Genomic DNA, 22,263 nt, shown 5'->3' on the forward strand with positions numbered 1-22,263 from the left:
ACTGGAACGGAAGGCGTGTGAGAATTCAATGAAAGCGACTTTGATCCTGGCCAACGGAAGCGTATTTTCCGGCACCAGCATCGGCAGCACCTCCGACCGGATCTGTGAGATGGTGTTTAACACCTCCATGGCCGGGTACCAGGAGATCCTGACCGACCCATCCTACGCGGGGCAGGGCGTGGTCATGTCCTATCCCCTCATTGGCAACTATGGTGTCAACAGCGAGGACAACGAGTCCAGCCGCCCCTGGGTGGAGGCTCTGGTGGTCCGGCATCTGTCCCCCCGCGGGAGCAACTTCCGCTGTGAGGACACCTTGGATGATTTTTTGAAGCAGCATAATATTTCCGGCATCCAGGGTGTGGACACTCGGGCGCTGACAAAGATACTCCGCAACCAGGGGAGCATGAATGGTATGCTCACCTGTGCGGAGCATTTTAATGTCGCTGAGGCCCTGGAAAAGCTGAAAGCCTATAAAGTGGAACATGCCGTGTCCAAAGTCACCCGGACTCAGCCACAGGTGTTCCCCGCCCAGGGAGAGGAGAAATGCCGCCTGGCGGTGATGGACTACGGCGTCACTCAGGGCGTGGTGGACAGCCTGACCCGCCGGGGCTGCGCGGTGACCGCTCTGCCCGCCTCCACCCCGGCCGAGGAGGTGCTGGCCGGCGGGTATGACGGAGTGCTGCTGTCCAACGGTCCGGGCGACCCGGCCGAAAACACCGCCCTCATCGCCCAGGTGAAGAAGCTGTATGACAGCTCCCTGCCCCTCTTTGGGCTGGGGCTGGGCCACCAGCTGCTGGCCCTGGCCACCGGGGCCAGGACCGAGAAGCTGCCCTACGGACACCGGGGAGGCAACGTGCCTGTCCGGGATCTGGAGCTGGGCAGGGTATTCATCACCAGCCAGAACCACGGCTATGCCGTGGTCCGGGACTCTGTGGACCCGGCGGTGGCCCAGGTGTCCCTGGAGAATGTGAACGACGGAAGCTGCGAGGGATTGAGATATGCCCGCCCCAACTGCTTCTCCACCCAGTTCCACCCCGAGGGCAATACCGGCCCCAAGGCTGTGGAGTATCTGTTTGACCGCTTTGTTGGATCCATGGGAGGTGCCAAGTAATGCCGAAATATACGGACATAAAGAAGGTACTGGTGCTGGGCTCCGGCCCCATCGTCATCGGTCAGGCCGCCGAGTTCGACTACGCCGGGACCCAGGCCTGCCGGGCCCTGAAGGAAGAGGGGCTGGAGGTGGTGCTGGTCAACTCTAATCCCGCCACCATCATGACGGACAAGGATATCGCCGACCATGTGTATATCGAGCCAATGAATATCCCCTCTATCACCCAGGTCATCGAGAAGGAGCGCCCTGATGCCCTGCTGCCTAACATGGGCGGCCAGACCGGCCTGAACATGGCTATGGCTCTCCATGAGAACGGGACTCTGGCGAAATATGGGGTACGCCTGCTGGGCACCAGCCCTGCCTCTATCCACAAGGCGGAGGACCGCCAGGGTTTTAAGGACTGCATGGAGTCCATCGGGCAGCCCTGCGTGGTGTCCAAAGTGGTCAACACCGTTCAGGACGCGGTGGACTTCACCAATGAGATCGGCTATCCCGTCATCGTCCGTCCCGCCTATACCCTGGGCGGAACCGGCGGCGGCATCGCCTATGACGAGGCATCCCTGCGGGAGATCTCTGAGCGCGGCATCGCCCTGTCCCGGGTGAACGAGGTGCTCATCGAGCGGTGCATCTCCGGCTGGAAGGAAATCGAGTTCGAGGTCATGCGGGACTCCGCCGGCAACGTCATCACCATCTGCTCCATGGAGAACATCGACCCCGTGGGCGTTCACACCGGCGACTCCATCGTGGTGGCCCCTACCCAGACCCTGGCCAACCGGGAGTTTCAAATGCTCCGCTCCGCCGCCTTGGACATCATCACCGCCCTGGAGATCGAGGGGGGATGTAATGTTCAGTTTGCCCTGAATCCGGACAGCTATGAGTACGCGGTCATCGAGGTCAACCCCCGTGTGTCCCGTTCCTCCGCCCTGGCCTCTAAGGCCACAGGCTACCCCATCGCCAAGGTGGCCGCCAAGGTGGCTCTGGGCTATACCCTGGATGAGATCCCCAACGCGGTGACCGGCACCACCATGGCCTGCTTTGAGCCCACCATTGACTACTGTGTGCTGAAGATTCCCCGCCTGCCCTTTGACAAGTTTACCACCGCCAGCCGCACTCTGGGTACCCAGATGAAGGCCACGGGCGAGGTCATGTCTATCGCCAACTCCTTCGAGGGCGCTCTGATGAAGGCCATCCGCTCCCTGGAGCTGAATGTTCGTGCCCTGAAGCTGGACAAGCTGGAAGGACTGTATACCGACGAGATCGAGGATATGCTGGTCCAGGTCACGGACGAACGCCTATTCGTGGTGGCCGAGGCCCTGCGCCGGGGCTTCTCTCCCCAGAAGATCAATCACATCACCAAGATGGATGTCTGGTTCCTGGACGGCTTCAAGCGCATCATCGACATGGAGGAGGAGCTGAAGGCCTGCAAGGGCGTTCCTGACGCCGACCTGCTGAAGCGGGCCAAGGAGATGTGCTTTGCCGACAGCTATATCGGCACCCTCTGCGGCATGAAGCAGGCGGAGGTCAAGGCCCTGCGGGAGAAGTACGGCATTATTCCGGCCTTTAAGAAGGTGGACACCTGCGCCGCCGAGTTCGACGCCGCCACCCCCTACTACTACTCCTCCTATGACGGGGAGAATGAGGCTGTGGACAACGGGGGGGACCGCAGGAAGGTGCTGGTGCTGGGCTCCGGCCCCATCCGCATCGGCCAGGGCATCGAGTTCGACTACTGCTCTGTCCACTCTGTTTGGGCCTTCAAGCGCCTGGGCTATGAAACCATCATTATCAACAACAACCCGGAGACCGTATCCACCGACTTCGACGTGGCGGACAAGCTCTACTTTGAGCCCCTGACCGCTGAGGACGTGCAGAACATTGTGGAGCAGGAGAAGCCCTGGGGAGCTGTGGTTCAGTTCGGCGGGCAGACCGCTATCAAGCTGGCTAAGGCCCTGACTGACATGGGAGTGCGCATCCTGGGCACCCCCGCCGACGGCGTGGACGCGGCCGAGGACCGGGAGCGGTTCGACGAGATCTTGCAGAAGTGCAACATTCCCAGGGCCAAGGGCCGCACCGTCTATACCACCGAGGAGGCTTTGGCCGCCGCCCATGAGCTGGGCTATCCTGTCCTGGTCCGGCCCTCCTATGTGCTGGGTGGACAGGGGATGGAGATCGCCTACTCTGACCGCAACATCGAGGAATTCATGCGCATCATTAATATGACCGTTCAGGAGCACCCCATCCTCATCGACAAGTACCTGATGGGCCGGGAGCTGGAGGTGGACGGCGTATTCGACGGGGAGGATATCCTTATTCCCGGTATTATGGAACATGTGGAGCGGGCCGGCGTCCACTCGGGCGACTCCATCGCCGTGTATCCCCCCCTTCATCTGGAGCAGAAGCACCGGGATCTCATCCTCCAGCACACCCGGAACATGGCCCAGCACCTGGGTGTCATTGGCCTGATCAACGCCCAGTATATCCTCTATAACGACGACATCTACGTCATTGAGGTCAACCCCCGCTCCTCCCGCACCATCCCCTATATCTCTAAGGTCACCGGCGTGCCTATCATCGACCTGGCCACAAAGGTCATGCTGGGCCAGAAGCTGAAGGACCTGGGCTATGGCACGGGCATCTATAAGGAGGCCAGCTACTTCGCCGTGAAGGCCCCCGTCTTTTCCTTTGAAAAGCTCACCGACGTGGACACCGGCCTTGGCCCTGAAATGAAGTCTACCGGTGAGGTGCTGGGACTGGCCGAGACCTTCCCCCAGGCGCTGCTCAAGGCGTTCAAGGGCTCCGGAATGCGGGCTCCCAAGAAGGGCGGCCGGGTCATCCTTACGGTCAAGGATGAGGACAAGAGCGAGGTGATCTCCATTGCCCGGGGCTTTGAGGACATGGGAGTGGAGCTCTATGCCACCTCTGGGACCTGTGACGCACTGAACGAGGCTGGTATCGAGTGCAAGCGGGTGAACCGGGTATCCCAGGCCCACCCCAATATCCTGGATATGATCGCCTCCGGGACTGTGGACCTGGTCATCAACACCCCGACGCGGGGCCGGAAGCACGACTCTGACGGATTCCGGATCCGCCGCTCCGCCGTGGAGCATGGGGTGGGCTGTGTTACCGCCATCGACACCGCCCGGGCCCTTCTCACCGTCCGGCAGCAGAGCCGCAGTGAGGACCTGACACCCATAGACATCACCAAGATCTAAGCTCCCCGCGGGGGAGGGAAATTCCCTCCCCCGCTCATCTTTTTCAAAATCTTTTTCATCTGTCCGCAACTCCGCCCTATGATTTCCGTCTTATACAATAGAAAGGATTTGGGAGGCGTAAAGGATGAAAAACGCGGTCAAAAAATGGGGATCCTTCTGTGGGGTGCTGGCTATCCTTCTGGGAGGGCTGGCGGCCTTTGCCTGGTTTACCTCCCGGCCCGTGTCCCTGCGGGCGGAGGAGCTGACCCCGGCAGAGACGATGGAAGCCTATTCTGGCGCGGAACTGACCCTGGAAACCACCGGGTATCAGCTGTATCTGACCTTTTCCAATTTCAGCGATGCGCGGCTGGAGTCGGGGGCCTCGGTGGACCGGGAGGGGAAGCTCTTGTTCGATGCCGGGCTGACTGCCCTGCTGGACGGACAGTGGTACTGGGTCCCCCATAAGGAATACGACACTGCCGGGGTGGGACTGGAAGCGGAGCCGGGGGATACTGTTCAGGGACAGGTATTTCTGTCGCCCTATGGAAAACTGCCCGACGGACAGTACCGGATCACCTTCGGCTATTGGCACAGGAGTTCCGACGGCCCCCTTCAAGAACAGGACTATTATGAGTCATATGCCCAGTTCCGCGTAGAGGGCGGGAGATACATCCCATAAAACAAAAAACCCACACCCTTCGGTGTGGCTTCTTGCACAGATCTGTTCGTGTTACCGCTCACTGGCGACGGTCTGCTGGTCCTCATAAATCAGATCCTCCAGATCAGAGCGGCTGTTCCAGTAAAAATCATTCATGGCATGACCTCCTTTCCTTGTGTTCTGCGTTTATCATAGCGCCGCTGGAGGTAAAAAGCAAGGCGGGGACGGTTAAATCTTTGTAAATTATTCCATTTTATGAAGCAAGGAAGGATGTTTCCATGTCCCATCAGACTGTCATCGTTCTGGACTTCGGCGGACAGTATAACCAACTCATCGCCCGCCGGGTCCGTGAATGCAATGTGTATTGCGAGGTAAAGCCGTACACGACCCCCTTGGCCGAGCTGAAGGCCATGGACCCCATCGGCATCATTTTCACCGGCGGTCCCAACTCTGTGTACCTGGATGATTCCCCCCATGTGGATCCGGACATTTTTACCTGGGGCGTGCCCATCCTGGGCATCTGCTATGGCTGTCAGCTGATGGCCCACGCTCTGGGTGGACAGGTCACCGAGGCCCAGGACGACTCCGCCCGGGAATACGGCAAGACCCAGACCTACTACGATACGGCCTGCAAGCTGTTCCACGGACTGTCGGCCCAGGGCATTTCCTGGATGAGCCATGGGGATTATATGGCCAAAGTGCCAGAGGGCTTCGCCTTGGTAGCCCACAGCGATGCCTGCCCCAACGTGGCTATCGCCGATGAAACGCGGGGATTCTACGGCGTTCAGTTCCATCCGGAGGTGAATCACAGCGAAAATGGTGTGGCGATGATCCGCAATTTCCTCTACGAGGTGTGCGGAGCCAAGGGCGACTGGACTATGGAGGATTATAAGAACACGGCTATCTCCGCCGTCCGGGAAAAGGTGGGGCAGGGAAAGGTTTTGCTGGCCCTGTCCGGAGGGGTAGACTCCTCGGTGGTGGCCGCCCTGCTGGCTGAGGCGGTGGGAAAGCAGCTCACCTGTGTCTTTGTGGACCACGGACTGATGCGCCTGAATGAAGGCGACGAGGTGGAGGCCGCTTTCTCCAAGTGGGATATCAACTTCGTCCGGGTGGACGCCGAAAGCCGTTTCCTGCTGAAGCTGGCCGGAGTGGACGAGCCGGAGCGCAAGCGGAAGATCATCGGCGAGGAGTTTATCCGGGTTTTTGAGGAGGAGGCCAAAAAGGTGGGGGCCGTGGACTTCCTGGCCCAGGGTACTATCTACCCCGATGTCATCGAGTCGGGAGCGGGGGACGCCGCCGTCATCAAAAGCCACCACAATGTGGGTGGGCTGCCTGACTATGTGGACTTTCGGGAGATCATTGAGCCGCTGCGCCTGCTGTTTAAGGACGAGGTCCGCCAGCTTGGGCGTGAGCTGGGTCTGCCGGAATATCTGGTGTCCCGGCAGCCCTTCCCCGGCCCCGGCCTGGCCATCCGCATCATCGGGGATATTACCAAAGAGAAAGCCGATATGCTCCGGGAGGCGGACTTCATCTTCCGGGACGAGATTGCCAAAGCCGGTGAGGACAAGAACTTGAACCAGTATTTCGCCGTCCTTACCAATACCCGCTCTGTGGGAGTCATGGGAGACGGCCGGACCTACGACTACACCCTGGCGCTCCGCGCCGTGACCACCAGTGACTTTATGACCGCCGACTGGGCCAGAATCCCTTACGACGTGCTGGACAAGATCTCCACCCGAATTGTCAATGAGGTCAAGGGTATCAATCGCATCTGTTACGACATCACGTCCAAGCCCCCCGCCACCATCGAGTGGGAATGACGCTCAAAACGGCGCAAACCCGCATGAATACAGGCTTTTTTGCCCGTCCATAAGGCTCTTGATACTGGATTGATACTATTTGTGTCCGCCCGGTACTCTCAAGAGAATAATCCCAAAAGGACAAGCAAAACCGCCCTGCTGAACGACAAATTCAGCAGGGCGGTTTTTTGCTTGTCTTATTTGTTTTTCCGCCAGGGGATATAATACTCGCTTTCCTTGCTGTCGTCACAGGTATGGGGCCAGTTGAGTTTCCATTCAAAATACTCGTCCCTGGTGATCTCCCCGGCGTGTAACTCCTGCTGGCGCAAAAGCCATTCCCGCATAAACTCGTCCACAAGGCCGTACTGGAAGTACATACCCACGGGAGGATGTGCGGGCCAGTCGTCGCCGTCATTGTACCGTACGGAGGTATCATCAGCAGCACCCGCCCTGCCCGGATTGCGGACAAGTTGGAACAGGCGGATAGAGCCGGGGCTGTCCTCGTCGAGCCAGAAGAATGTCCGCATGAAGTCCTCGGCGGAGCCGGGGGCGATGGTGTAGAAATTCTGGCGGTCTACCCGCAGCGCCTCCGCAATCTTGTCCAGCAACTCCCGCTTGGGGACACGGTAATTCGTTTCGTACTGTGCGATACGGTTGTCCGCTCCCTTTTCCTCAAAGCCGACGGCAAGACCCAATTCCTTTTGTGTCATACCTCGAAAGGTGCGGATTTTCTTTATCTTATCTCCGACTGTCATAATATCTCACCGCCTTTGCCAATAGTATAGCGCAAAAAAGCGAAATATGCAAGATAAAGTTTAACAAAAATGCGAAATAAATTCTTGACATTAACACTTGTGTTAATGTATAATGAGGGTGGAGGCATTAACATATTTGCGAAACAGGAATAAGGAGGTGAAACGCATGAGCAAGGAACTGTTTGTAAAGGCGGAGGAAGTAGCCAGGGAACTGGGTATCTCCAAGCCATACGCCTACAAACTGGTGCGGGAGATGAACGAGGAACTGAAACAGAAAGGCTTTATCACTATTCCCGGACGGGTGAGCAGACGCTACTTCGAGGAAAAATTCTACGGACTGCGGGACGAGCAGTAAGGAGGGAACAACAATGCCAGCGTACAAAGACAAGGAGAAGGGCACATGGTATGCGTCCTTTTACTACGAGGACTGGACGGGCAAAAAGGTCAAGAAGATGAAACGGGGCTTTCCCACCAAGCGGGAGGCGCTGGAGTGGGAGCGGACATTCCTGCAACAGCAGACCGCCGATCTGGAAATGACCTTTGAGAACTTCGTGGCCGTCTATGTGGCGGACATGAAAGGCCGTATCAAGGAAAATACCTGGGGCACGAAAGAACATATCCTCTACAAGAAGTTGGTGCCCTACTTCGGCAAGCGGAAGATGTGCGACATTCACTCCAAAGAGGTCATAGCGTGGCAGAATGAAATGCTCAATTACCGGGACAAGAATGGCAAGCCCTATTCCCCGGTGTACCTGAAAACGCTCCATAATCAGTTGAGCGCCGTGTTCAATCATGCGGTGCGGCACTACAATCTGAAAGTCAACCCCGCCGCCCAGGTGGGGAACATGGGCAAGCCAAAGAGCCGGGAAATGCTGTTCTGGACAAAGGCGGAGTACCTAAAATTTGCGGAGGCCATGATGGACAAGCCCCTCTCCTACTACGCCTTTGAAATGCTCTACTGGTGCGGTGTGCGGGAGGGGGAACTGCTGGCCCTCACCCTGGCGGACTTCGACTTTGAGAAACAGACTGTCACTATCTCCAAGTCATACCAGCGTATCAAGGGCCGGGATGTTATCACCGACCCCAAGACGCCCAAGAGCAACCGGGTCATTCAAATGCCCGCTTTCCTCTGTGATGAAATGCAGGACTACATCAAGAGCCTGTACGCCGTAGAGCCGACAGACCGTATCTTCACGGTAACAAAATCCTACCTCCATCGTGAGATGGACAGGGGAGCAAAAGAGGCCGGGGTCAAGCGGATCAGAATACACGATCTGCGGCATAGCCACATCTCCCTGCTGATTGACATGGGCTTTACGGCCCTGGCAATCGCTGACCGGGTGGGGCATGAGAGTATCGACATTACTTACCGTTACGCCCACCTGTTCCCCACCCGGCAGACGGAGATGGCGGACAGGCTGGACATGGAGCGAAAGGGGGCCTAAATCATGTCGCTGAAGAACAGGGACAACAAGAACCGATGGAGAAACAAGACTGTGGCGTTTCGGGTGTCCCCGGAGGAGGACGCACAAATTGAAACCGCTGTGCGGCTCTCCGGGCTGACGAAACAGGACTACATCACCCGGCGGCTCCTGTGCCGGGAAGTGGTGGTGCAGGGCAATCCAAGGGTCTACAAGGCCCTGCGGAACGAACTGGCCGCTGTGCTGGCCGAACTGCAACGGATAGAGGCCGGGGCCGGGGTGGACGAGGAACTGATGGACAACATTGAACTAATCGCCGCCATCATGGACGGCATGAGGGAGGATTGATAGATGGATAGATTACAAGAGAAAACGACCGTCCCATATCCGCCTGTTGGCGCAGACGGGGGACAGTCGCTCTCACAAAAACCTAACCAAAGTATAGCAGAGGAACAGGCCGAACACAAGCCCCAAGAGCGGGATTTTAGGGAAATCCTGCGGCAGATAGACCGGGTCAACGACCCGGCCTATCTGCCCTCCCTCTCCATGAACGAACTCTACGAAAAGGTGTACCCCGGCAAGCCCCCCGTGGTGGAGGGTCTACTCTATCCGGGAGTGTACCTCTTTGTGGGCGCTCCCAAGGTCGGCAAGTCCTTTCTCATGGCGCAACTGGCCTATCATGTGAGCAAGGGCCTCCCTCTGTGGGGGTATGAAGTCCGCCAGGGGGCTGTCCTCTATATGGCCCTGGAGGATGACTATCCCCGCTTGCAGGGACGGTTGTACCGGATGTTTGGGGAGGACAGCGCCGCAGACCTCCACCTCTCTATTTACGCCAAACAGTTGAACAGCGGCCTGGAGGAACAACTAAAGAGGTTTGTCCGGGAACACCAGGACACCCGGCTTATCATCATCGACACCCTGCAAAAAATCCGGGAGGCCGGGGCAGAGAAGTATAGTTACGCAGACGACTATAAGGTGATAACCAGTCTGAAACGCTTTGCCGATGGAACGGGGGTCTGCCTCCTGCTGGTACACCATACCCGCAAGCAGCAGGCCGACGACAAGTTTGATATGATCTCCGGCACCAATGGCCTGATGGGTGCGGCGGACGGGGCCTTTCTGCTCCAAAAGGAACGGAGGACGGACAATGCCGCCACACTGGACATTTCCGGGCGTGACCTGCAAGACCAGCGCCTCTATCTGAAACGGGACGAAGAACGGCTGGCGTGGGAGTTGGAGCGGCGGGAAACAGAACCGTATAAGGAACCGCCTGACCCGGTTTTGGAGGCCGTTGCCGCCCTGGTGACGGCGGAGCGGCCAGAGTGGAGAGGAACGGCCACCGACCTTACCGCCGCCTTGGGGGTGGATATGAAAGCCAATGCCCTGGCGATGCGGTTGAATGTTCGGGCGTGGCGGCTGTCCTATGAGTACCATATCCGCTACGAAAGCACCCGTACCCACGCCGGGAGAAGTATTCGGCTGACGCTGGAACCTCCCCAGGCGTGACGACCGTGACGGCCGTGACAACCTCTGCACCACCGCCCCGATATCAAAAAAGCCGTCACGGTCGTCACGGCTGTCACGGGGAGCGGGGGCGAAAGTCAAGGGGGCATACCTGCGGGTGGAGATTGCCGCAAGGCAATACAACCCGAACCCCTTGACTTTCACCCCACGGAGAACACTTGCCGGGTGGGAGGAAAGCCGCTGGCCTTTCCTCCCTGCCCCACGGCGAGTGAAAAAGTTTAGGCGGGGTGCAGGGTGCCCTTTTCAAAGGGCAGCCCTGCTGGGGGAGCCGTCCGCAGACGGCGGGGGCAAAGCCCCCACACCACCCCGTAGGGCGCAAATGCGCTTTTGATGGCCGATAGGCTGTCAAAAGTGCTTTTGCGTTACTTTCGCAGAAAGTAACAAAGGCCCGCCGCTGGCGCGGCGGAAAAGGAGGGATTGATTGAAAAGGACGATTAGCGCCATGGTGGGGCATGGGTCGGTGAACCACAACAGCAGGAAGTTTCACGCTAAGAACACCGACCCGGAACGCTCCCCTTTGAATGTCACCTACTGCCAGGAGAATATCAAGACGGTGTACCATGAACTCTTTGACGAAGCTCTGGAACGCTACAACGCTAAACAGACCAGGGCCGACAGAAGGATTGAGGATTACTATGAGAAAATCCGCTCCGGCAAGCAGGAAAAGCCGTTCCATGAAATCATCCTGCAAGTGGGCAATAGAGACGATATGAGTGCCGACAGCGAGGAGGGGCAGCTTGCGGCAGCGGTTTTGGACGAGTACATGAAAGGCTTTCAAGAGCGCAACCCCCAGCTCCGTGTGTTCTCCGCCCACCTCCACATGGACGAGGCCACGCCCCATCTGCACATTGACTTTGTACCATTCACCACCGGGAGCAAGCGAGGGCTGGACACCAGGGTATCTCTGAAACAGGCGTTAGCGGCCCAGGGCTTTCAGGGCGGCACCAGAGGAGACACGGAGTGGAGCCAATGGGTGCGCTCGGAAAAGGAGCAGCTTTCCCTGGTTATGGAGCGCCACGGGATTGAATGGGAGGATAAGGGCACCCATGATAAGCACCTGTCTGTACTGGACTATAAGAAGGAACAGCGGGCAAAGGAGATCGCCGTCCTGGAGACAGTCAAGGCGGAGAAAGAAAGCCAGGTGGAGAGCCAGGAGCGGCGGCTGAAAGAACTGGCCCCGGCGGTGAAGAACATGGAGCGGCTGGCGGCGGATTTCTCCGCCGACCCGGAGGAAATTCTGCCGGAGGCCGGGACGCTGGAGAGCGCCAAGTCCTACCGGGAAAAAAAGGCAAAGCCCCTGCTGGCGAAGATCGTCAAGGTGCTGCGCTCCCTATACCGGGCCTACATCGACCTAAAGGGGAAGTTTGACCGTCTGCAAGGAGACTATGACCGGGTGCGGGAGGGCAACGCCCGCCTGTCTGACCGCTTGATGGAGGTGAAGATGGAGAATAAAAAACTGCGGCAGATATCCGCCGACTATACACGTGTCAAGCGGGTCTTTGGCCCGGAACAGGTGCAGGCGGCTGTGGAGGCCGACAAGCAGAGGGAACAGGCGGAGAAAGGCCGCAAACGGCCCCGGCGCTCCCTTGACCGGGGAGGGCGGTGACTTCAAAAAATTTTGATTGAACTGTTGACAAACGAGACGTTGCTGCATATACTAGTCATATCAAAATTATTTGATGTGAGGTGAGAACATGGGGACAGCGTATCAGGAACAGGCAAAAGTATTCAAGGCTCTCTGCGATCCGAAGCGGCTTGCAATCCTGGAACAGTTAAGGAGCGGTGAAAAGTGTGCTTGTGTCCTGCAAGAGCCGTTGGATTTAACGCAGTCCGGCCTTTCCTACCACATGAAAATCCTCTGCGATTCCGGCATTGTCGTCAGTCGTCAAGAGGGCAAATGGACGCACTACCGACTGAGTTCTTCCGGTAGGGACTATGCAATAGAACTGCTGAAAAAATTGACAACTCCAGATGTAGAACAAGAGAGTACCTGTCCCCGTTGTGGATAGAAACGCCATCTAATTTAGATGGCGTTTCCTTCGGCACAATACATCAAAAAGTTTTGATATGTTGTCCATGAAATGGAAAGTGAGGTTTTTGTATGGGCGTATGGGACTTTATCCAAGATCAGGTACTTGGCATGAAATGGCTGAACGAACTTCTCGGCGTAGGGCTGTCGGCACTGGGCTTGGATGTAAATGGGCGCATTGGCGGCAGCGTCCAGTTTTTTATCTACGATGTCTTGAAAATCACGGTGCTGCTCTGCGTATTGATTTTTGCAATCTCCTATATTCAAAGTTATTTTCCGCCAGAGCGAAGTAAGCGCATTTTAGGTCGTTTTCATGGGATCTGGGCGAACATCATCTCCGCTCTGCTGGGAACAGTGACCCCCTTTTGCTCCTGTTCCTCTATCCCGCTGTTCATCGGTTTTACCAGTGCGGGACTTCCCTTGGGTATGACGTTCTCCTTTTTGATTTCATCACCGATGGTCGATTTAGGAAGTCTTGTCTTGTTAATGAGCATTTTCGGTGCAAAAGTGGCGATCGTCTATGTGATCCTTGGGCTTGTGATCGCGGTGATCGGCGGCACCATGATCGAGAAACTGCATATGGAAAAGTACGTTGAAAGTTTTGTGCTTTCGGCTGGCAGCGTTGATATTGAGTCTCCTGACCTGACGATCCGGGAAAGGCTCACCTATGCAAAGGAACAAATGCTTGGCACCTTCAAGAAAGTGTTCCCCTATATTCTGGTTGGTGTCGGGATCGGTGCGCTGATCCACAACTGGATACCGGAAAGTTGGATCGAAACCGTACTTGGCAGCAACAATCCTTTTGGCGTGATCCTCGCTACAATCGTTGGGATCCCCATGTACGCAGATATTTTTGGCACCATTCCTGTTGCAGAGGCTTTACTTTCTAAGGGGGCACAACTGGGGACAGTTCTTTCCTTTATGATGGCGGTTACTACCTTGTCCCTGCCGTCCCTTATCATGCTCCGCAAGGCTGTGAAACCCAAACTGCTGGCGCTGTTCATTGGCGTTTGTGCGGTTGGCATTATTTTGGTCGGCTATCTGTTCAATGCGTTTCAATTCATTTTGATTTAATTTAAGGAGGTCATTCACAATGGGATTGTTTGGTAAGAAGAAAGAGGAAAAAAGTTGTTGCTGTGGCGATAGTTGCACACCTGAAAAGATGGCGCAGGCAGAAGCCGCAAAAACAACTGCCGGGGTCAAAGTGCTGGGGTCTGGCTGTGCGAAGTGCCATGCGTTGGAAGATGCCACCAAAGCGGCGCTCGCGGAACTGAATATGGACACGACCATAGACCATGTAACAGACTTCTCGCAGATCGCCGCCTTTGGCGTGATGACCACCCCTGCCCTTGTGGTAGATGGCAAGGTCGTGTCCTATGGCAAGGTTTTGAAAAAAGATGAGGTAAAAGCCCTCATTCAGAAGGTCAGGGGATGACGTATGGGTCAAAAACCCAAGGTGGCGTTTATCTGCGTCCACAATTCCTGCCGGAGCCAAATCGCCGAGGCACTCGGAAAGTATCTGGCCTCCGATGTATTTGAAAGTTACTCCGCTGGCACAGAGACTGTGCCGCAGATCAACCAGGACGCAGTTCGGCTGATAAAACAACTCTATGGTATTGACATGGAGCAGACGCAATATAGCAAATTGCTGAACGAACTTCCGCCCGTAGACATTGTCATAACGATGGGGTGCAATGTGGCCTGCCCCTATCTGCCCTGCAAGCACCGGGAGGATTGGGGGCTTGACGATCCGACAGGAAAATCAGACAAAGCATTTTTGGAGATAATCCAGTCTATCAAAGAAAAAATTGATAATCTAAGAAATCGAATAGAACACAACGCACTTCTTTAGATGGATAGCAAATCCAGTCGGGGCTGTCAATGGTCGAGATGAACGGCGCACAAGTGCGCCGCCATTGGCCGCCCCGCCCGGCCTTGCTCTGCGGTTATCAAGGCGGGCAAGCACCAGAAGTGCTTGCCCGCCTCCTTTGATTTTAGGTCGAATTGCGTCCCATGGTGGGATTGATTTCCGCCGGGGCGGAAATCAATCCCCTATTGCCTGGGAGCGTTTACGCTCCCAGGCGGTGGTCGAAATGGGTCTCGATTTGAGACCCATTTCGACAGAAACTTACATCAAATTGAGGGAAGTTTTGATTGTGGCCGTTTATGGCCTGAAACCCTTGCAATTTCTCGGTTTTTGTGATACTATTTTGATACTAAGAAAGCGTACTGCCTCAAATAAGCAGGCAAAACATTAACATATTTGCGAATGTTTTGCCTGCAAAATCACCCTAAATACGCTCCCATATATCTGAATTTGCCGAGTGGGAATAAATATTTAGTGCTTTCTGAATCCTGAAAAGCGTTGGCAATACAGCGTTTTTCAGGATTTTTCTTTTTTAGCGGCTACAAATTGGCTACATTTGCAGCGTTTTTTGTAGCCAGAGGCTCACGGCATAATGCCGTCAAGCTGTCTGGCTACCTCCACCTGCTTGTTGGGGTATAGGTGACTGTACGTGTCCATCGTGGTCTGCACCTTCTCGTGTCCGAGCCGCTCCGCGATCAGCAGCGGGGAGAAGCCCATCTCCACCAGCAGGCTGGCGTGGCTGTGTCGAATGTCATGCACCCGTATCCGCTTCACGCCCGATGCCTTGCAGCCATACTCCATTTCGTGATACAGAAAGCTCTTGGTGTAGGGAAACAGCCGATCATCATTTTGCAGTCCGTAGCAATGGGACATATACTCCTGCAAACAGTTGCAAAGACCGTCGGGAATAGGGATAGTACGGATGCTTTTCGGTGTTTTCGGAGTGGTGATAATATCCTCTTTGCCGAGGCGCTGATAGCTCTTGTTCACCGTCAGGGTCTTCTTCTCGAAGTCGATGTCCGACGGCGTGAGCGCCAGCAGCTCTCCCTCCCGAATTCCCGTGTAGTACATGGTCATGAATACCGTGTAGCTGGCGGGGCGGTCTTTCATGCTCTCGATAAAGGTCTGAAACTCGTCCTTTGTCCAGAACAGCATCTCGTCGGCTTTCTTCTTGCCCATGCTCCCCGCCTTGTGGCAGGGGTTTTCTTTCAGCCCGTAATACTTGACTGCGTAGTTGAAAATCGCCGTGAGCTGGTTGTTGATGCACTTGAGATAGGTCTGGGCGTAAGGCTTGCCGTTTTCATCCCGATAGCTGGTCAGTAAGTTCTGCCATTGGCGCACATGAGTGGGCTTGATCTCGTTCAGCGGGATTTTCTTGAAGAAAGGCGTTACCTTCAGGTCAATCAGCCATTTCTTACTGGCAACGGTGGAGGGCTTGAGGCGGTGCTCCATATCCTTGACATACAGAGAGATGAAGTCACCGAAGGTCATGCCGAGGCTGCCCGTGGATTGGCTGATGAAGTCCCGTTCCCATTGCAGGGCTTCCTTCTTGGTGGCAAAGCCACGCTTCTTCTTGTGGATGGTCTTGCCCGTCCAGTCCGTCACGCGGATCTGGGACATCCAGCGACCGGTGTCGCCGTCTTTTGTTACTGACATTTTTACCTCCTTCCCTCAAGAATCAGGCTTTGATAGGGGTTATTTACTCGTTACTCTCGCTTTTGCCGTATTCCTTTTCCAGAAACTCCGTCCGCTTTGCGATTTGCTCATCGCGGTCAAGCTCCTCCGGCTCTGTGCATTTGACTGCGTTCGCGGCATAGTATGCAAGCGTCTGCTCCTTCCAGCGCTTATATGCTGCCTGCGTGGAGTTATAGGCGCGAAGCTCGCTGCGTTCGTCCTCCCACTGCTCAAGGAACAGGCACATATCGGCGTTGAACTCTGCCATGCTTTTTCCGTCAAAGGAAATGGAACATTCCCACTGCTTGCTGCGGGGTGGCTTCTGCACGTCGATTCTGAAGTCGATGCCTTCTACCGTTTCCAGCTTAAAGAGAAAGTCCATCACGTCGGAAAGCGTTCTGATCTGCGTTGTACTGGATTCATACCCAAGAATATAGGTTGAGGTCGTGTCCAGCAGGTCTGCGATCTGATTGACAACGGCAATCGACACTTCAATCTCTCCGGTTTCGTACTTCTGTACGGTGCGGAGAGATTTTTTCAGCATTTGTGCCAGTTCGGTCTGGTTCAGCCCCTTGCGTTTTCGGAGCTGCTTGATTCTCTGCCCAATGGCGGGATAATCGAAATTGTCCATGTTTGATTCACCTCGTCCATATCATATCACAGAATAAAGCGAATTGCAAGTACATATTTTTATTTTCTAAAGGCTTGACAGATGTATCTTGTGTGCGTATAATAGAATATGTACTCAAGATGCGTATTACGAAGAATTTGGAGAAGGGAGTGCGAATAGAAGATACGCAGACCGAGGCAGATCACTTTGAAACAGGAGGTACTATGAGAGCACAGTTTATCACAGCGGCAGAGGTGGCAGAGATCATGGGCATCAGCCGCAGCAAGGCGTATCAGATCGTCCGGGAAATGAACAGGGAGCTGAAAGCCCAAGGCTATCTGACCGTTGCCGGAAAATGCCCTGCCCAGTATTTCAAGCAGAAGTTCTACGGCTTCCAGATTTCCGGAGGTGAGCGCAATGACGGAAAATGAGAAAACGACCGCCCTCATCTCATCTGTTGGCGCAGATGGAGGGCAGCCGCCTCACAATTCAACTAACCAGAGGATACCACATGAAACCTGCGAAAGCAATCCCCCAGAGGAAAATATTGAGGAAATGCGCGAGAAAATCCGGCGCATGAACGACCCGCATTATCTTCATACGGTTTCCATGACAGAGCTGTATCAGACCGCCTACAAGAGCAGACCGCCTGTCATAGACGGTCTGCTCTACTCCGGGGCATATATCCTCGCAGGAGCGCCCAAAATCGGAAAATCATTTCTGGTAGCGCAGCTTGCCTACCATGTCAGCACAGGGCAAAGGCTGTGGGGCTACGAAGTCCATCAGGGTACGGTTCTATACCTCGCGCTGGAGGATGATTTCCAGAGAATCCAGAGCCGGATGTTTATGATGTACGGCGTGGCGGATACCGCCAGCCTGCATTTTGCAACGGCAGCAAACAAAATCGGAAACGGTCTTGACGAGCAGCTTGAGAATTTCATAAAGGAACACCCCGACACGAAGCTGGTTATCATTGACACCATGCAGAAGATTCGGGAAGCCGGAGGTGAGGCTTACAGCTACGCCAGCGACTATGAGATCATCGGCAAACTCAAGCGTTTTGCAGACAGGCACAGCATTTGCATCGTTACCGTCCATCACACAAGAAAACAGCCAGCCGGGGACAGCTTTGAAACGATCTCCGGCACAACAGGACTTCTCGGTTGTGCAGACGGAGCACTCCTGATGCAGAAGAAGAAACGGACAGCATTGGAGGCCACGGTCGATGCGGTGGGGCGAGATCAACAGGATCAGATTCTATATCTGAAAAAAGATGCCGACACGCAGATATGGAGCCTTGAACGGACAGAGAACGAGCCGTATCAGGAGCCGCCCGACCCGGTATTGGATACGGTTTCCCAGCTTGTTTCCTCCGAAAGCAGAGAATGGGCAGGCAGTCCGACCGAGCTTGCGGAAGCGGTGAATACGGGCATGGCGGCAAATGCCCTCACCAAATACCTGAACGTTAAATCCGGCAGGCTGCTGGACGAGTACCATGTGAGGTATGAGAACAGGGCCAAACACTCCGGGCGGCAGGTGAAGCTCACCTATATGATAATTGACAATGTTGAGTACGAAGTAATCGACTGAGGACAGCGCGACGGCTGCGACGGTCGCGACGGTGGAAATGATGCCATCAAAGCAACCGTCGCAATCGTTGCGACCGTCGCGGATAGGAAAGGATAGGAAAATGAAAAGCGTACAAATCCCCTATGATCTGTTCATCGACCTCGCCATGTATCATCTGCGGGGCGAGGATGATTTTGAAGAAGAAATCCGGCAGGGCTTGGAGAAGAAGCTCGACGCCATGCTGAACCGGCAGCTCTATTCCCGGTACAAAACCGCTCCCAACGAAGAAGAACGGGAGCAGGCGCGGCAGGAGTATCTTGACCGGCGTGGAGTGCCGCGAAGCTATCGCTGGACTACTCCTCCATGGGAGCTGTGACAGGAGCGTGCCACGCTCCTGTTGCTGGAGGACAAGGCAAAGCATTGGCTGACACAGCCCCTCGCATCCCCGTCCCCATCGAAAAACCCGCAGATTTTGAGATGGATGGCGGAGAGGATTTTCAAAATTCTCTCTGCCTGTGGGCGGCAGCGTTGAAGCAAATTCGATTGCTGAAAGGCTGGCGGTCACGCCGTGGATTTTGCAGAGTGGGTACTACTTGCAAGCCACGGCAGAGGCTTCCGCAGAAGCCGCATTCCCCGTTCCCCCTCGGAGAGCCCACGATACTTTGCAGCCGCAGGATGAAAGTATCATAGTGGGTTATTACACTTCCGCAGAAGTGCTCCCTCGGAAGCTACCCCATCCTGCGCAATCTGAAATCAGGAGGTAATTGCCCATGGCAAGAGGCGACGGTATTCATCGTACCAACGCAAGAAATATGAGGTTGACCGCTGCCAAAATCGGCAACGCGCAGCAGCACAACGAACGGGAAAAGGAATCCTATGTCAATCAGGATATTGTCCCGGAGAGAACGCACCTCAATGTCCATTTCAAGAAACCGACTGCCGGATATGTGGAGATGTTTGAGCAGTTGAAAAAGGACGGGATCATCTCCACCCGTGGATTGAAAGAGGATGCCTTTCTCTACGGCGAGCTGGTCTTTGACGTAAACACCGCCTACTTTCACAACCACGGCGGCTATGACTTCGCAAAACAATTCTACACCGATGCCTACAAAGCTGCAATCAAAATCGTCGGCGGCGAGCAGTACATCCTTTCGGCAGTCATGCACGCCGACGAGCGCAACCGCGCCATGTCCGACGCGCTGGGGCAGGACGTGTACCACTATCACCTTCATGTGGTCTACATTCCCGTCGTGGAAAAGCAAATCCTGTGGTCGAAACGCTGCAAGGATAAATCGCTGGTGGGCACGGTCAAGGAAACGATACAGCAGGTCAGTATGAGTAAAAAGTGGGATTCCAAGCCCGCGCTGGACGAGAACGGCGAGCCGGTCTTGAGTGCAAAGGGCAAGCCTGTTCTCAAGAAATCCTACAGCGTTTTGCAGGACGATTTCTTCCGGTATATGCGCGACGCCGGGTACGACGATGTAGAGCGCGGCGAACGCGGCAGCTCGGAGGAACATTTGACGGTCACGCAGTTCAAAGTGCAGCAGGAACAGGCGCGGCTGGAATCGATTGAGGATAAGATTGACAGGAGGAAGCAGACGCTTGAAAAATACAACGAGAAGATCAGGGAGCAAAAGGGCGCGGCAGCTTCCTTCCACGAAATCGACAGCATTGGGAAAAAGACCATTTCCGGCAATATCTCCATGACGCCGCAGGACGCGCAGTTCCTCAAGGAGCTTGCCAAGGAGGGCATCGCTTCTCGCGGGCTGATCGGGGGTTTGCAGAATAAAGTTGAGACGCTCAAGCGCGATGTCAGCGTATGGAAACGCAAATATGAAAAGCTGCAAGAGCAGACAAAGGATTTCATGGCGGCACTCAAACGAGCGCCCCGCAAGGTCAAGGAGTTCATACAATTCATGCTCCACACTGAGCCGGAGAAGCCGGAGCAGTCCAGAAGCCGTGATATGCCGCGCCGAAAAAATCACGGAATGGAGTTGTGAGCAGTTGCGGTGTAGAGCCGTAAAAATCCGAAAATAGCCAACGGGAACGCGTTGGACGGGCTGCGCATCGTCTGGCGCGTTCCTGTTTGAAATTCTTCGTTTTTTCAAAGTCATGAGCCGGAGAAAATACCCGAAAAAAGCCACTCTTGCGCGACAGAGCGCAGAAAGGAGCCTCGTATGAAAACAGGATTGACAAAAAGCCAGAAAACCACAGAAATTTGGTTTGACGAGAAAGAAACGCTGATCCATATCCGCACCCACAACACCGACCTCAAGAACAGGCTGACCGCCTATGCCGCAGCTCACCCCGGCGAGTGCCGCCAGACCGACGCAGACCCGGAAACGGGCTGCATGGAGTTTGTGATTCGCAAGGGGCGTTTCTCCTTTCGCCTGACCGTCCCATACAGCGCAGAACGCCGCAGGGCGGCAAGCGAGGCGGCGAAAAAGTGCGGCGTTCATAGAAAAGTTGCACATTTGTATGGAGACAGGAATTGAAAAGATCGTGTTTTGCATGGTATAATCATATTGGATAAGTTTATCCGCGCAAAGTGAAAGATGATGATATGCCCGAAAGGAGGAACACTTTTATGAAACGACTGCCAATTATTGTGCTGACGCTTGCGCTCTGCCTGCTGACAGCGGGCTGCGGCGCAAAGCCAAACGAGCCAGCCGACGGGGACTCTGCAAAAGCGGGGATCGTCGAGCGGATGGCAACGATAAAAGCAGAGGAAATCAAATATATCTCATCATTCTTTTCTCGTGAGCATGTAAGCGCCGAAGACATGGCCTCCGTCCTAAATGCCGCAGCGGAACACCATAGCGAGCAGCCCGGTCAAGGCTTGGACCATTATACGATGGAGATATACCTCTCCGGGGGGCCTGACGCATACAGTTCATCTGACGAACACTTCGTTTTCTTTGCCGGATTGGATGAAAACCATATAAACGGCATTTATTTCAACGGAAAAGGAGACAGCCATCGCATGAGCTTTGAGGACAAAACGCTCTACTGGCTGATCCGCAACAGCTACCGCACCGAAGTACAGGTAGACAAAGACGCTTATGAATACCATCAGGCCATTCTTGACCAGCGGGCGCAGCGATTGGCCGCGCAGTGCGCCTCTCCCTCTCAAACGGATATCCTCACCGGCTATGAGGTTGTGCAGTTTTATCAAAAAGAAGTCCTTACGGATGAAAGCGGCAGCTACACGGTCTATTGTTGGGAACCCGCGTTTCTGGCGGATTCTACCGACGCTGTCCCGTGGGTGGGAGGGATGTACCTCGATGCCGACGGCAGAGTCTGCGCCTATGAGCAGTACACCTATTTTGTGACAAAAGGTGAATCCGGAGACTTCCCACCCTACCGTTTCCTGTTCTGGGATTTGTATAACGGAGAAACCGAAGAAGCGGGAAAAGAGCACGCGTTGCAGCGTATCCGGCAGGCGTTTGAACCGGCGGTTCAGGCGCATTGGGCGGAGGATGTGTTGGTCGGCCTTTCCGATTACCACGAGGTTTCCGTCAGTACGGCAGAGCCGCTGGCCAGGGTGCTGCTTTCCTGCGAGTATGCCGTAAAGGACTTCAAGGTGCTGGGAATCGAGGCTTCTATGAGCAGCAGCCTATCGTTTTTCACAGAAGAGCTGTACGCTCTGGACGAGCTGTCACCGGATCGTCCGCTGCTGCTGAATATGACATTCTATGGTCTGCTGCCGTATTACGGGGTATCCTACGTCGATGACAGCGGCGAAACCATAAGCTATTCCATCAATATGAGCGGCAAAGACGGCTCTGTGATTTTAACCGAGTTTTTACCGTGCACACAGTGCGGTACAGCCTCGAACGGTCGATAATCAAAAACACCAAAGCGCAATCGACAAAAATCGGTTGCGCTTTTTCATTGCCTTCCCCATACAGCGCAGAACGCCGCAGGGCGGCAAGCGAGGCAGCGAAAAAGTGCGGCGTTCATGGAAAAGACGCCGGACGGTAAGATAATTGCGCTTGACAAGTTTACTTGGCAACGATATAATAATGACAAGAAAACTTGGAAAGGAGCGATTCTGT

22 protein-coding genes are annotated in these 22,263 nt (G+C 55.1%); 19 read left to right on the forward strand and 3 right to left on the reverse strand.

Features of this window, described 5'->3' with window-relative positions:
* Nucleotides 1-28: 28 nt before the first annotated feature.
* From ACEVJK_RS10455 to guaA, 4 genes are all read left to right on the forward strand, one after another.
* The gene (locus ACEVJK_RS10455; RefSeq protein ID WP_147571425.1) at nt 29-1,111 is read left to right on the forward strand and encodes a carbamoyl phosphate synthase small subunit; all 1,083 of its coding nucleotides are present in this window, start codon (nt 29-31) and stop codon (nt 1,109-1,111) included.
* Nucleotides 1,111-4,320, forward strand: a complete 3,210-nt coding sequence (gene carB, locus ACEVJK_RS10460) for a carbamoyl-phosphate synthase large subunit (RefSeq protein WP_186851966.1) — start codon at nt 1,111-1,113, stop codon at nt 4,318-4,320. The genes ACEVJK_RS10455 and carB overlap by 1 nt, the downstream gene beginning before the upstream one ends.
* Nucleotides 4,321-4,444: 124 nt before the next feature.
* A complete protein-coding gene (locus ACEVJK_RS10465; protein WP_262668862.1) occupies nt 4,445-4,978 on the forward strand; it encodes a hypothetical protein in 534 nt (177 codons plus the stop codon).
* Nucleotides 4,979-5,235: 257 nt separating this feature from the next.
* The gene (gene guaA, locus ACEVJK_RS10470; protein WP_374740519.1) at nt 5,236-6,777 is read left to right on the forward strand and encodes a glutamine-hydrolyzing GMP synthase; all 1,542 of its coding nucleotides are present in this window, start codon (nt 5,236-5,238) and stop codon (nt 6,775-6,777) included.
* A 176-nt stretch (nt 6,778-6,953) separates the two neighbouring features.
* Here guaA and ACEVJK_RS10475 read toward each other — a convergent pair whose 3' ends face one another.
* A complete protein-coding gene (locus tag ACEVJK_RS10475) occupies nt 6,954-7,511 on the reverse strand; it encodes a helix-turn-helix domain-containing protein (protein WP_227603260.1) in 558 nt (185 codons plus the stop codon).
* A gap of 166 nt (nt 7,512-7,677) precedes the next feature.
* Here ACEVJK_RS10475 and ACEVJK_RS10480 point away from each other — a divergent pair, with 166 nt between their 5' ends.
* The 9 genes from ACEVJK_RS10480 (at nt 7,678) to ACEVJK_RS10520 (ending at nt 14,337) form a co-directional block, all read left to right on the forward strand.
* Nucleotides 7,678-7,866 carry a MarR family transcriptional regulator gene (locus ACEVJK_RS10480; protein ID WP_087225147.1) on the forward strand — a complete coding sequence of 63 codons (189 nt, stop codon included), beginning with the start codon at nt 7,678-7,680 and terminating at the stop codon, nt 7,864-7,866.
* A gap of 13 nt (nt 7,867-7,879) precedes the next feature.
* The gene (locus tag ACEVJK_RS10485) at nt 7,880-8,956 is read left to right on the forward strand and encodes a tyrosine-type recombinase/integrase (RefSeq protein ID WP_374740520.1); all 1,077 of its coding nucleotides are present in this window, start codon (nt 7,880-7,882) and stop codon (nt 8,954-8,956) included.
* A gap of 3 nt (nt 8,957-8,959) precedes the next feature.
* Entirely contained in the window at nt 8,960-9,280 is a 321-nt protein-coding gene (locus ACEVJK_RS10490; protein WP_087225153.1) for a hypothetical protein, read from the forward strand.
* Nucleotides 9,281-9,283: 3 nt separating this feature from the next.
* Nucleotides 9,284-10,438 (forward strand): helicase RepA family protein, encoded by a 1,155-nt coding sequence (locus tag ACEVJK_RS10495; protein ID WP_227603259.1) that lies wholly within the window; start codon nt 9,284-9,286, stop codon nt 10,436-10,438.
* A 460-nt stretch (nt 10,439-10,898) separates the two neighbouring features.
* Nucleotides 10,899-12,062 carry a plasmid recombination protein gene (locus ACEVJK_RS10500; protein WP_227603311.1) on the forward strand — a complete coding sequence of 388 codons (1,164 nt, stop codon included), beginning with the start codon at nt 10,899-10,901 and terminating at the stop codon, nt 12,060-12,062.
* A gap of 88 nt (nt 12,063-12,150) precedes the next feature.
* The gene (locus tag ACEVJK_RS10505) at nt 12,151-12,465 is read left to right on the forward strand and encodes a helix-turn-helix transcriptional regulator (RefSeq protein ID WP_087232425.1); all 315 of its coding nucleotides are present in this window, start codon (nt 12,151-12,153) and stop codon (nt 12,463-12,465) included.
* 92 nt (nt 12,466-12,557) lie between these two features.
* Nucleotides 12,558-13,559 carry a permease gene (locus ACEVJK_RS10510; RefSeq protein ID WP_374740521.1) on the forward strand — a complete coding sequence of 334 codons (1,002 nt, stop codon included), beginning with the start codon at nt 12,558-12,560 and terminating at the stop codon, nt 13,557-13,559.
* A 19-nt stretch (nt 13,560-13,578) separates the two neighbouring features.
* The gene (locus ACEVJK_RS10515) at nt 13,579-13,920 is read left to right on the forward strand and encodes a thioredoxin family protein (protein ID WP_087240027.1); all 342 of its coding nucleotides are present in this window, start codon (nt 13,579-13,581) and stop codon (nt 13,918-13,920) included.
* A 3-nt stretch (nt 13,921-13,923) separates the two neighbouring features.
* Entirely contained in the window at nt 13,924-14,337 is a 414-nt protein-coding gene (locus ACEVJK_RS10520; protein ID WP_087225167.1) for an arsenate reductase ArsC, read from the forward strand.
* A 597-nt stretch (nt 14,338-14,934) separates the two neighbouring features.
* Here ACEVJK_RS10520 and ACEVJK_RS10525 read toward each other — a convergent pair.
* Together ACEVJK_RS10525 and ACEVJK_RS10530 are read right to left on the reverse strand one after the other, a co-directional pair.
* On the reverse strand, nt 14,935-16,008 hold the full coding sequence (locus ACEVJK_RS10525; RefSeq protein ID WP_374740522.1) for a tyrosine-type recombinase/integrase: 1,074 nt from the start codon (nt 16,006-16,008) through the stop codon (nt 14,935-14,937).
* A 43-nt stretch (nt 16,009-16,051) separates the two neighbouring features.
* The gene (locus ACEVJK_RS10530) at nt 16,052-16,657 is read right to left on the reverse strand and encodes a helix-turn-helix domain-containing protein (RefSeq protein WP_374740523.1); all 606 of its coding nucleotides are present in this window, start codon (nt 16,655-16,657) and stop codon (nt 16,052-16,054) included.
* A 203-nt stretch (nt 16,658-16,860) separates the two neighbouring features.
* Here ACEVJK_RS10530 and ACEVJK_RS10535 point away from each other — a divergent pair, with 203 nt between their 5' ends.
* From ACEVJK_RS10535 to ACEVJK_RS10560, 6 genes are all read left to right on the forward strand, one after another.
* Nucleotides 16,861-17,067, forward strand: coding sequence for an ICEBs1 excisionase (locus tag ACEVJK_RS10535; protein ID WP_374740524.1), 207 nt, complete (start codon nt 16,861-16,863; stop codon nt 17,065-17,067).
* Complete coding sequence (locus tag ACEVJK_RS10540; protein ID WP_374740525.1) at nt 17,054-18,226, forward strand: AAA family ATPase; 1,173 nt, start codon at nt 17,054-17,056, stop codon at nt 18,224-18,226. The genes ACEVJK_RS10535 and ACEVJK_RS10540 overlap by 14 nt, the downstream gene beginning before the upstream one ends.
* Nucleotides 18,227-18,326: 100 nt before the next feature.
* Nucleotides 18,327-18,581: a complexin-2 gene (locus tag ACEVJK_RS10545; RefSeq protein WP_374740526.1), complete on the forward strand. Its 255-nt coding sequence runs from the start codon at nt 18,327-18,329 to the stop codon at nt 18,579-18,581.
* Nucleotides 18,582-18,975: 394 nt separating this feature from the next.
* A complete protein-coding gene (locus ACEVJK_RS10550; RefSeq protein ID WP_374740527.1) occupies nt 18,976-20,205 on the forward strand; it encodes a plasmid recombination protein in 1,230 nt (409 codons plus the stop codon).
* A 177-nt stretch (nt 20,206-20,382) separates the two neighbouring features.
* Nucleotides 20,383-20,700, forward strand: coding sequence for a hypothetical protein (locus ACEVJK_RS10555; RefSeq protein WP_374740528.1), 318 nt, complete (start codon nt 20,383-20,385; stop codon nt 20,698-20,700).
* 92 nt (nt 20,701-20,792) lie between these two features.
* Nucleotides 20,793-22,052, forward strand: coding sequence for a hypothetical protein (locus tag ACEVJK_RS10560; RefSeq protein ID WP_374740529.1), 1,260 nt, complete (start codon nt 20,793-20,795; stop codon nt 22,050-22,052).
* The last annotated feature ends 211 nt before the right edge of the window (nt 22,053-22,263 follow it).

The organism is Flintibacter sp. P01028 (assembly GCF_041925235.1).
GTDB lineage: Bacteria > Bacillota > Clostridia > Oscillospirales > Oscillospiraceae > Lawsonibacter > Lawsonibacter aceti.

What these genes read in the sequence shown, in the direction of transcription:
- ACEVJK_RS10465 (WP_262668862.1), top strand. Translation starts at nt 4,445, where the DNA reads ATGAAAAACGCGGTCAAAAAATGGGGATCCTTCTGTGGGGTGCTGGCT.
- ACEVJK_RS10530 (WP_374740523.1), bottom strand. Translation starts at nt 16,657, where the DNA reads ATGGACAATTTCGATTATCCCGCCATTGGGCAGAGAATCAAGCAGCTC.
- guaA (WP_374740519.1), top strand. Translation starts at nt 5,236, where the DNA reads ATGTCCCATCAGACTGTCATCGTTCTGGACTTCGGCGGACAGTATAAC.
- ACEVJK_RS10490 (WP_087225153.1), top strand. Translation starts at nt 8,960, where the DNA reads ATGTCGCTGAAGAACAGGGACAACAAGAACCGATGGAGAAACAAGACT.
- ACEVJK_RS10510 (WP_374740521.1), top strand. Translation starts at nt 12,558, where the DNA reads ATGGGCGTATGGGACTTTATCCAAGATCAGGTACTTGGCATGAAATGG.
- ACEVJK_RS10500 (WP_227603311.1), top strand. Translation starts at nt 10,899, where the DNA reads ATGGTGGGGCATGGGTCGGTGAACCACAACAGCAGGAAGTTTCACGCT.
- ACEVJK_RS10485 (WP_374740520.1), top strand. Translation starts at nt 7,880, where the DNA reads ATGCCAGCGTACAAAGACAAGGAGAAGGGCACATGGTATGCGTCCTTT.
- ACEVJK_RS10505 (WP_087232425.1), top strand. Translation starts at nt 12,151, where the DNA reads ATGGGGACAGCGTATCAGGAACAGGCAAAAGTATTCAAGGCTCTCTGC.
- ACEVJK_RS10555 (WP_374740528.1), top strand. Translation starts at nt 20,383, where the DNA reads ATGAAAACAGGATTGACAAAAAGCCAGAAAACCACAGAAATTTGGTTT.
- ACEVJK_RS10480 (WP_087225147.1), top strand. Translation starts at nt 7,678, where the DNA reads ATGAGCAAGGAACTGTTTGTAAAGGCGGAGGAAGTAGCCAGGGAACTG.
- ACEVJK_RS10520 (WP_087225167.1), top strand. Translation starts at nt 13,924, where the DNA reads ATGGGTCAAAAACCCAAGGTGGCGTTTATCTGCGTCCACAATTCCTGC.
- ACEVJK_RS10540 (WP_374740525.1), top strand. Translation starts at nt 17,054, where the DNA reads ATGACGGAAAATGAGAAAACGACCGCCCTCATCTCATCTGTTGGCGCA.
- ACEVJK_RS10515 (WP_087240027.1), top strand. Translation starts at nt 13,579, where the DNA reads ATGGGATTGTTTGGTAAGAAGAAAGAGGAAAAAAGTTGTTGCTGTGGC.
- ACEVJK_RS10560 (WP_374740529.1), top strand. Translation starts at nt 20,793, where the DNA reads ATGAAACGACTGCCAATTATTGTGCTGACGCTTGCGCTCTGCCTGCTG.
- ACEVJK_RS10495 (WP_227603259.1), top strand. Translation starts at nt 9,284, where the DNA reads ATGGATAGATTACAAGAGAAAACGACCGTCCCATATCCGCCTGTTGGC.
- ACEVJK_RS10550 (WP_374740527.1), top strand. Translation starts at nt 18,976, where the DNA reads ATGGCAAGAGGCGACGGTATTCATCGTACCAACGCAAGAAATATGAGG.
- ACEVJK_RS10455 (WP_147571425.1), top strand. Translation starts at nt 29, where the DNA reads ATGAAAGCGACTTTGATCCTGGCCAACGGAAGCGTATTTTCCGGCACC.
- ACEVJK_RS10535 (WP_374740524.1), top strand. Translation starts at nt 16,861, where the DNA reads ATGAGAGCACAGTTTATCACAGCGGCAGAGGTGGCAGAGATCATGGGC.
- ACEVJK_RS10475 (WP_227603260.1), bottom strand. Translation starts at nt 7,511, where the DNA reads ATGACAGTCGGAGATAAGATAAAGAAAATCCGCACCTTTCGAGGTATG.
- carB (WP_186851966.1), top strand. Translation starts at nt 1,111, where the DNA reads ATGCCGAAATATACGGACATAAAGAAGGTACTGGTGCTGGGCTCCGGC.
- ACEVJK_RS10525 (WP_374740522.1), bottom strand. Translation starts at nt 16,008, where the DNA reads ATGTCAGTAACAAAAGACGGCGACACCGGTCGCTGGATGTCCCAGATC.
- ACEVJK_RS10545 (WP_374740526.1), top strand. Translation starts at nt 18,327, where the DNA reads ATGAAAAGCGTACAAATCCCCTATGATCTGTTCATCGACCTCGCCATG.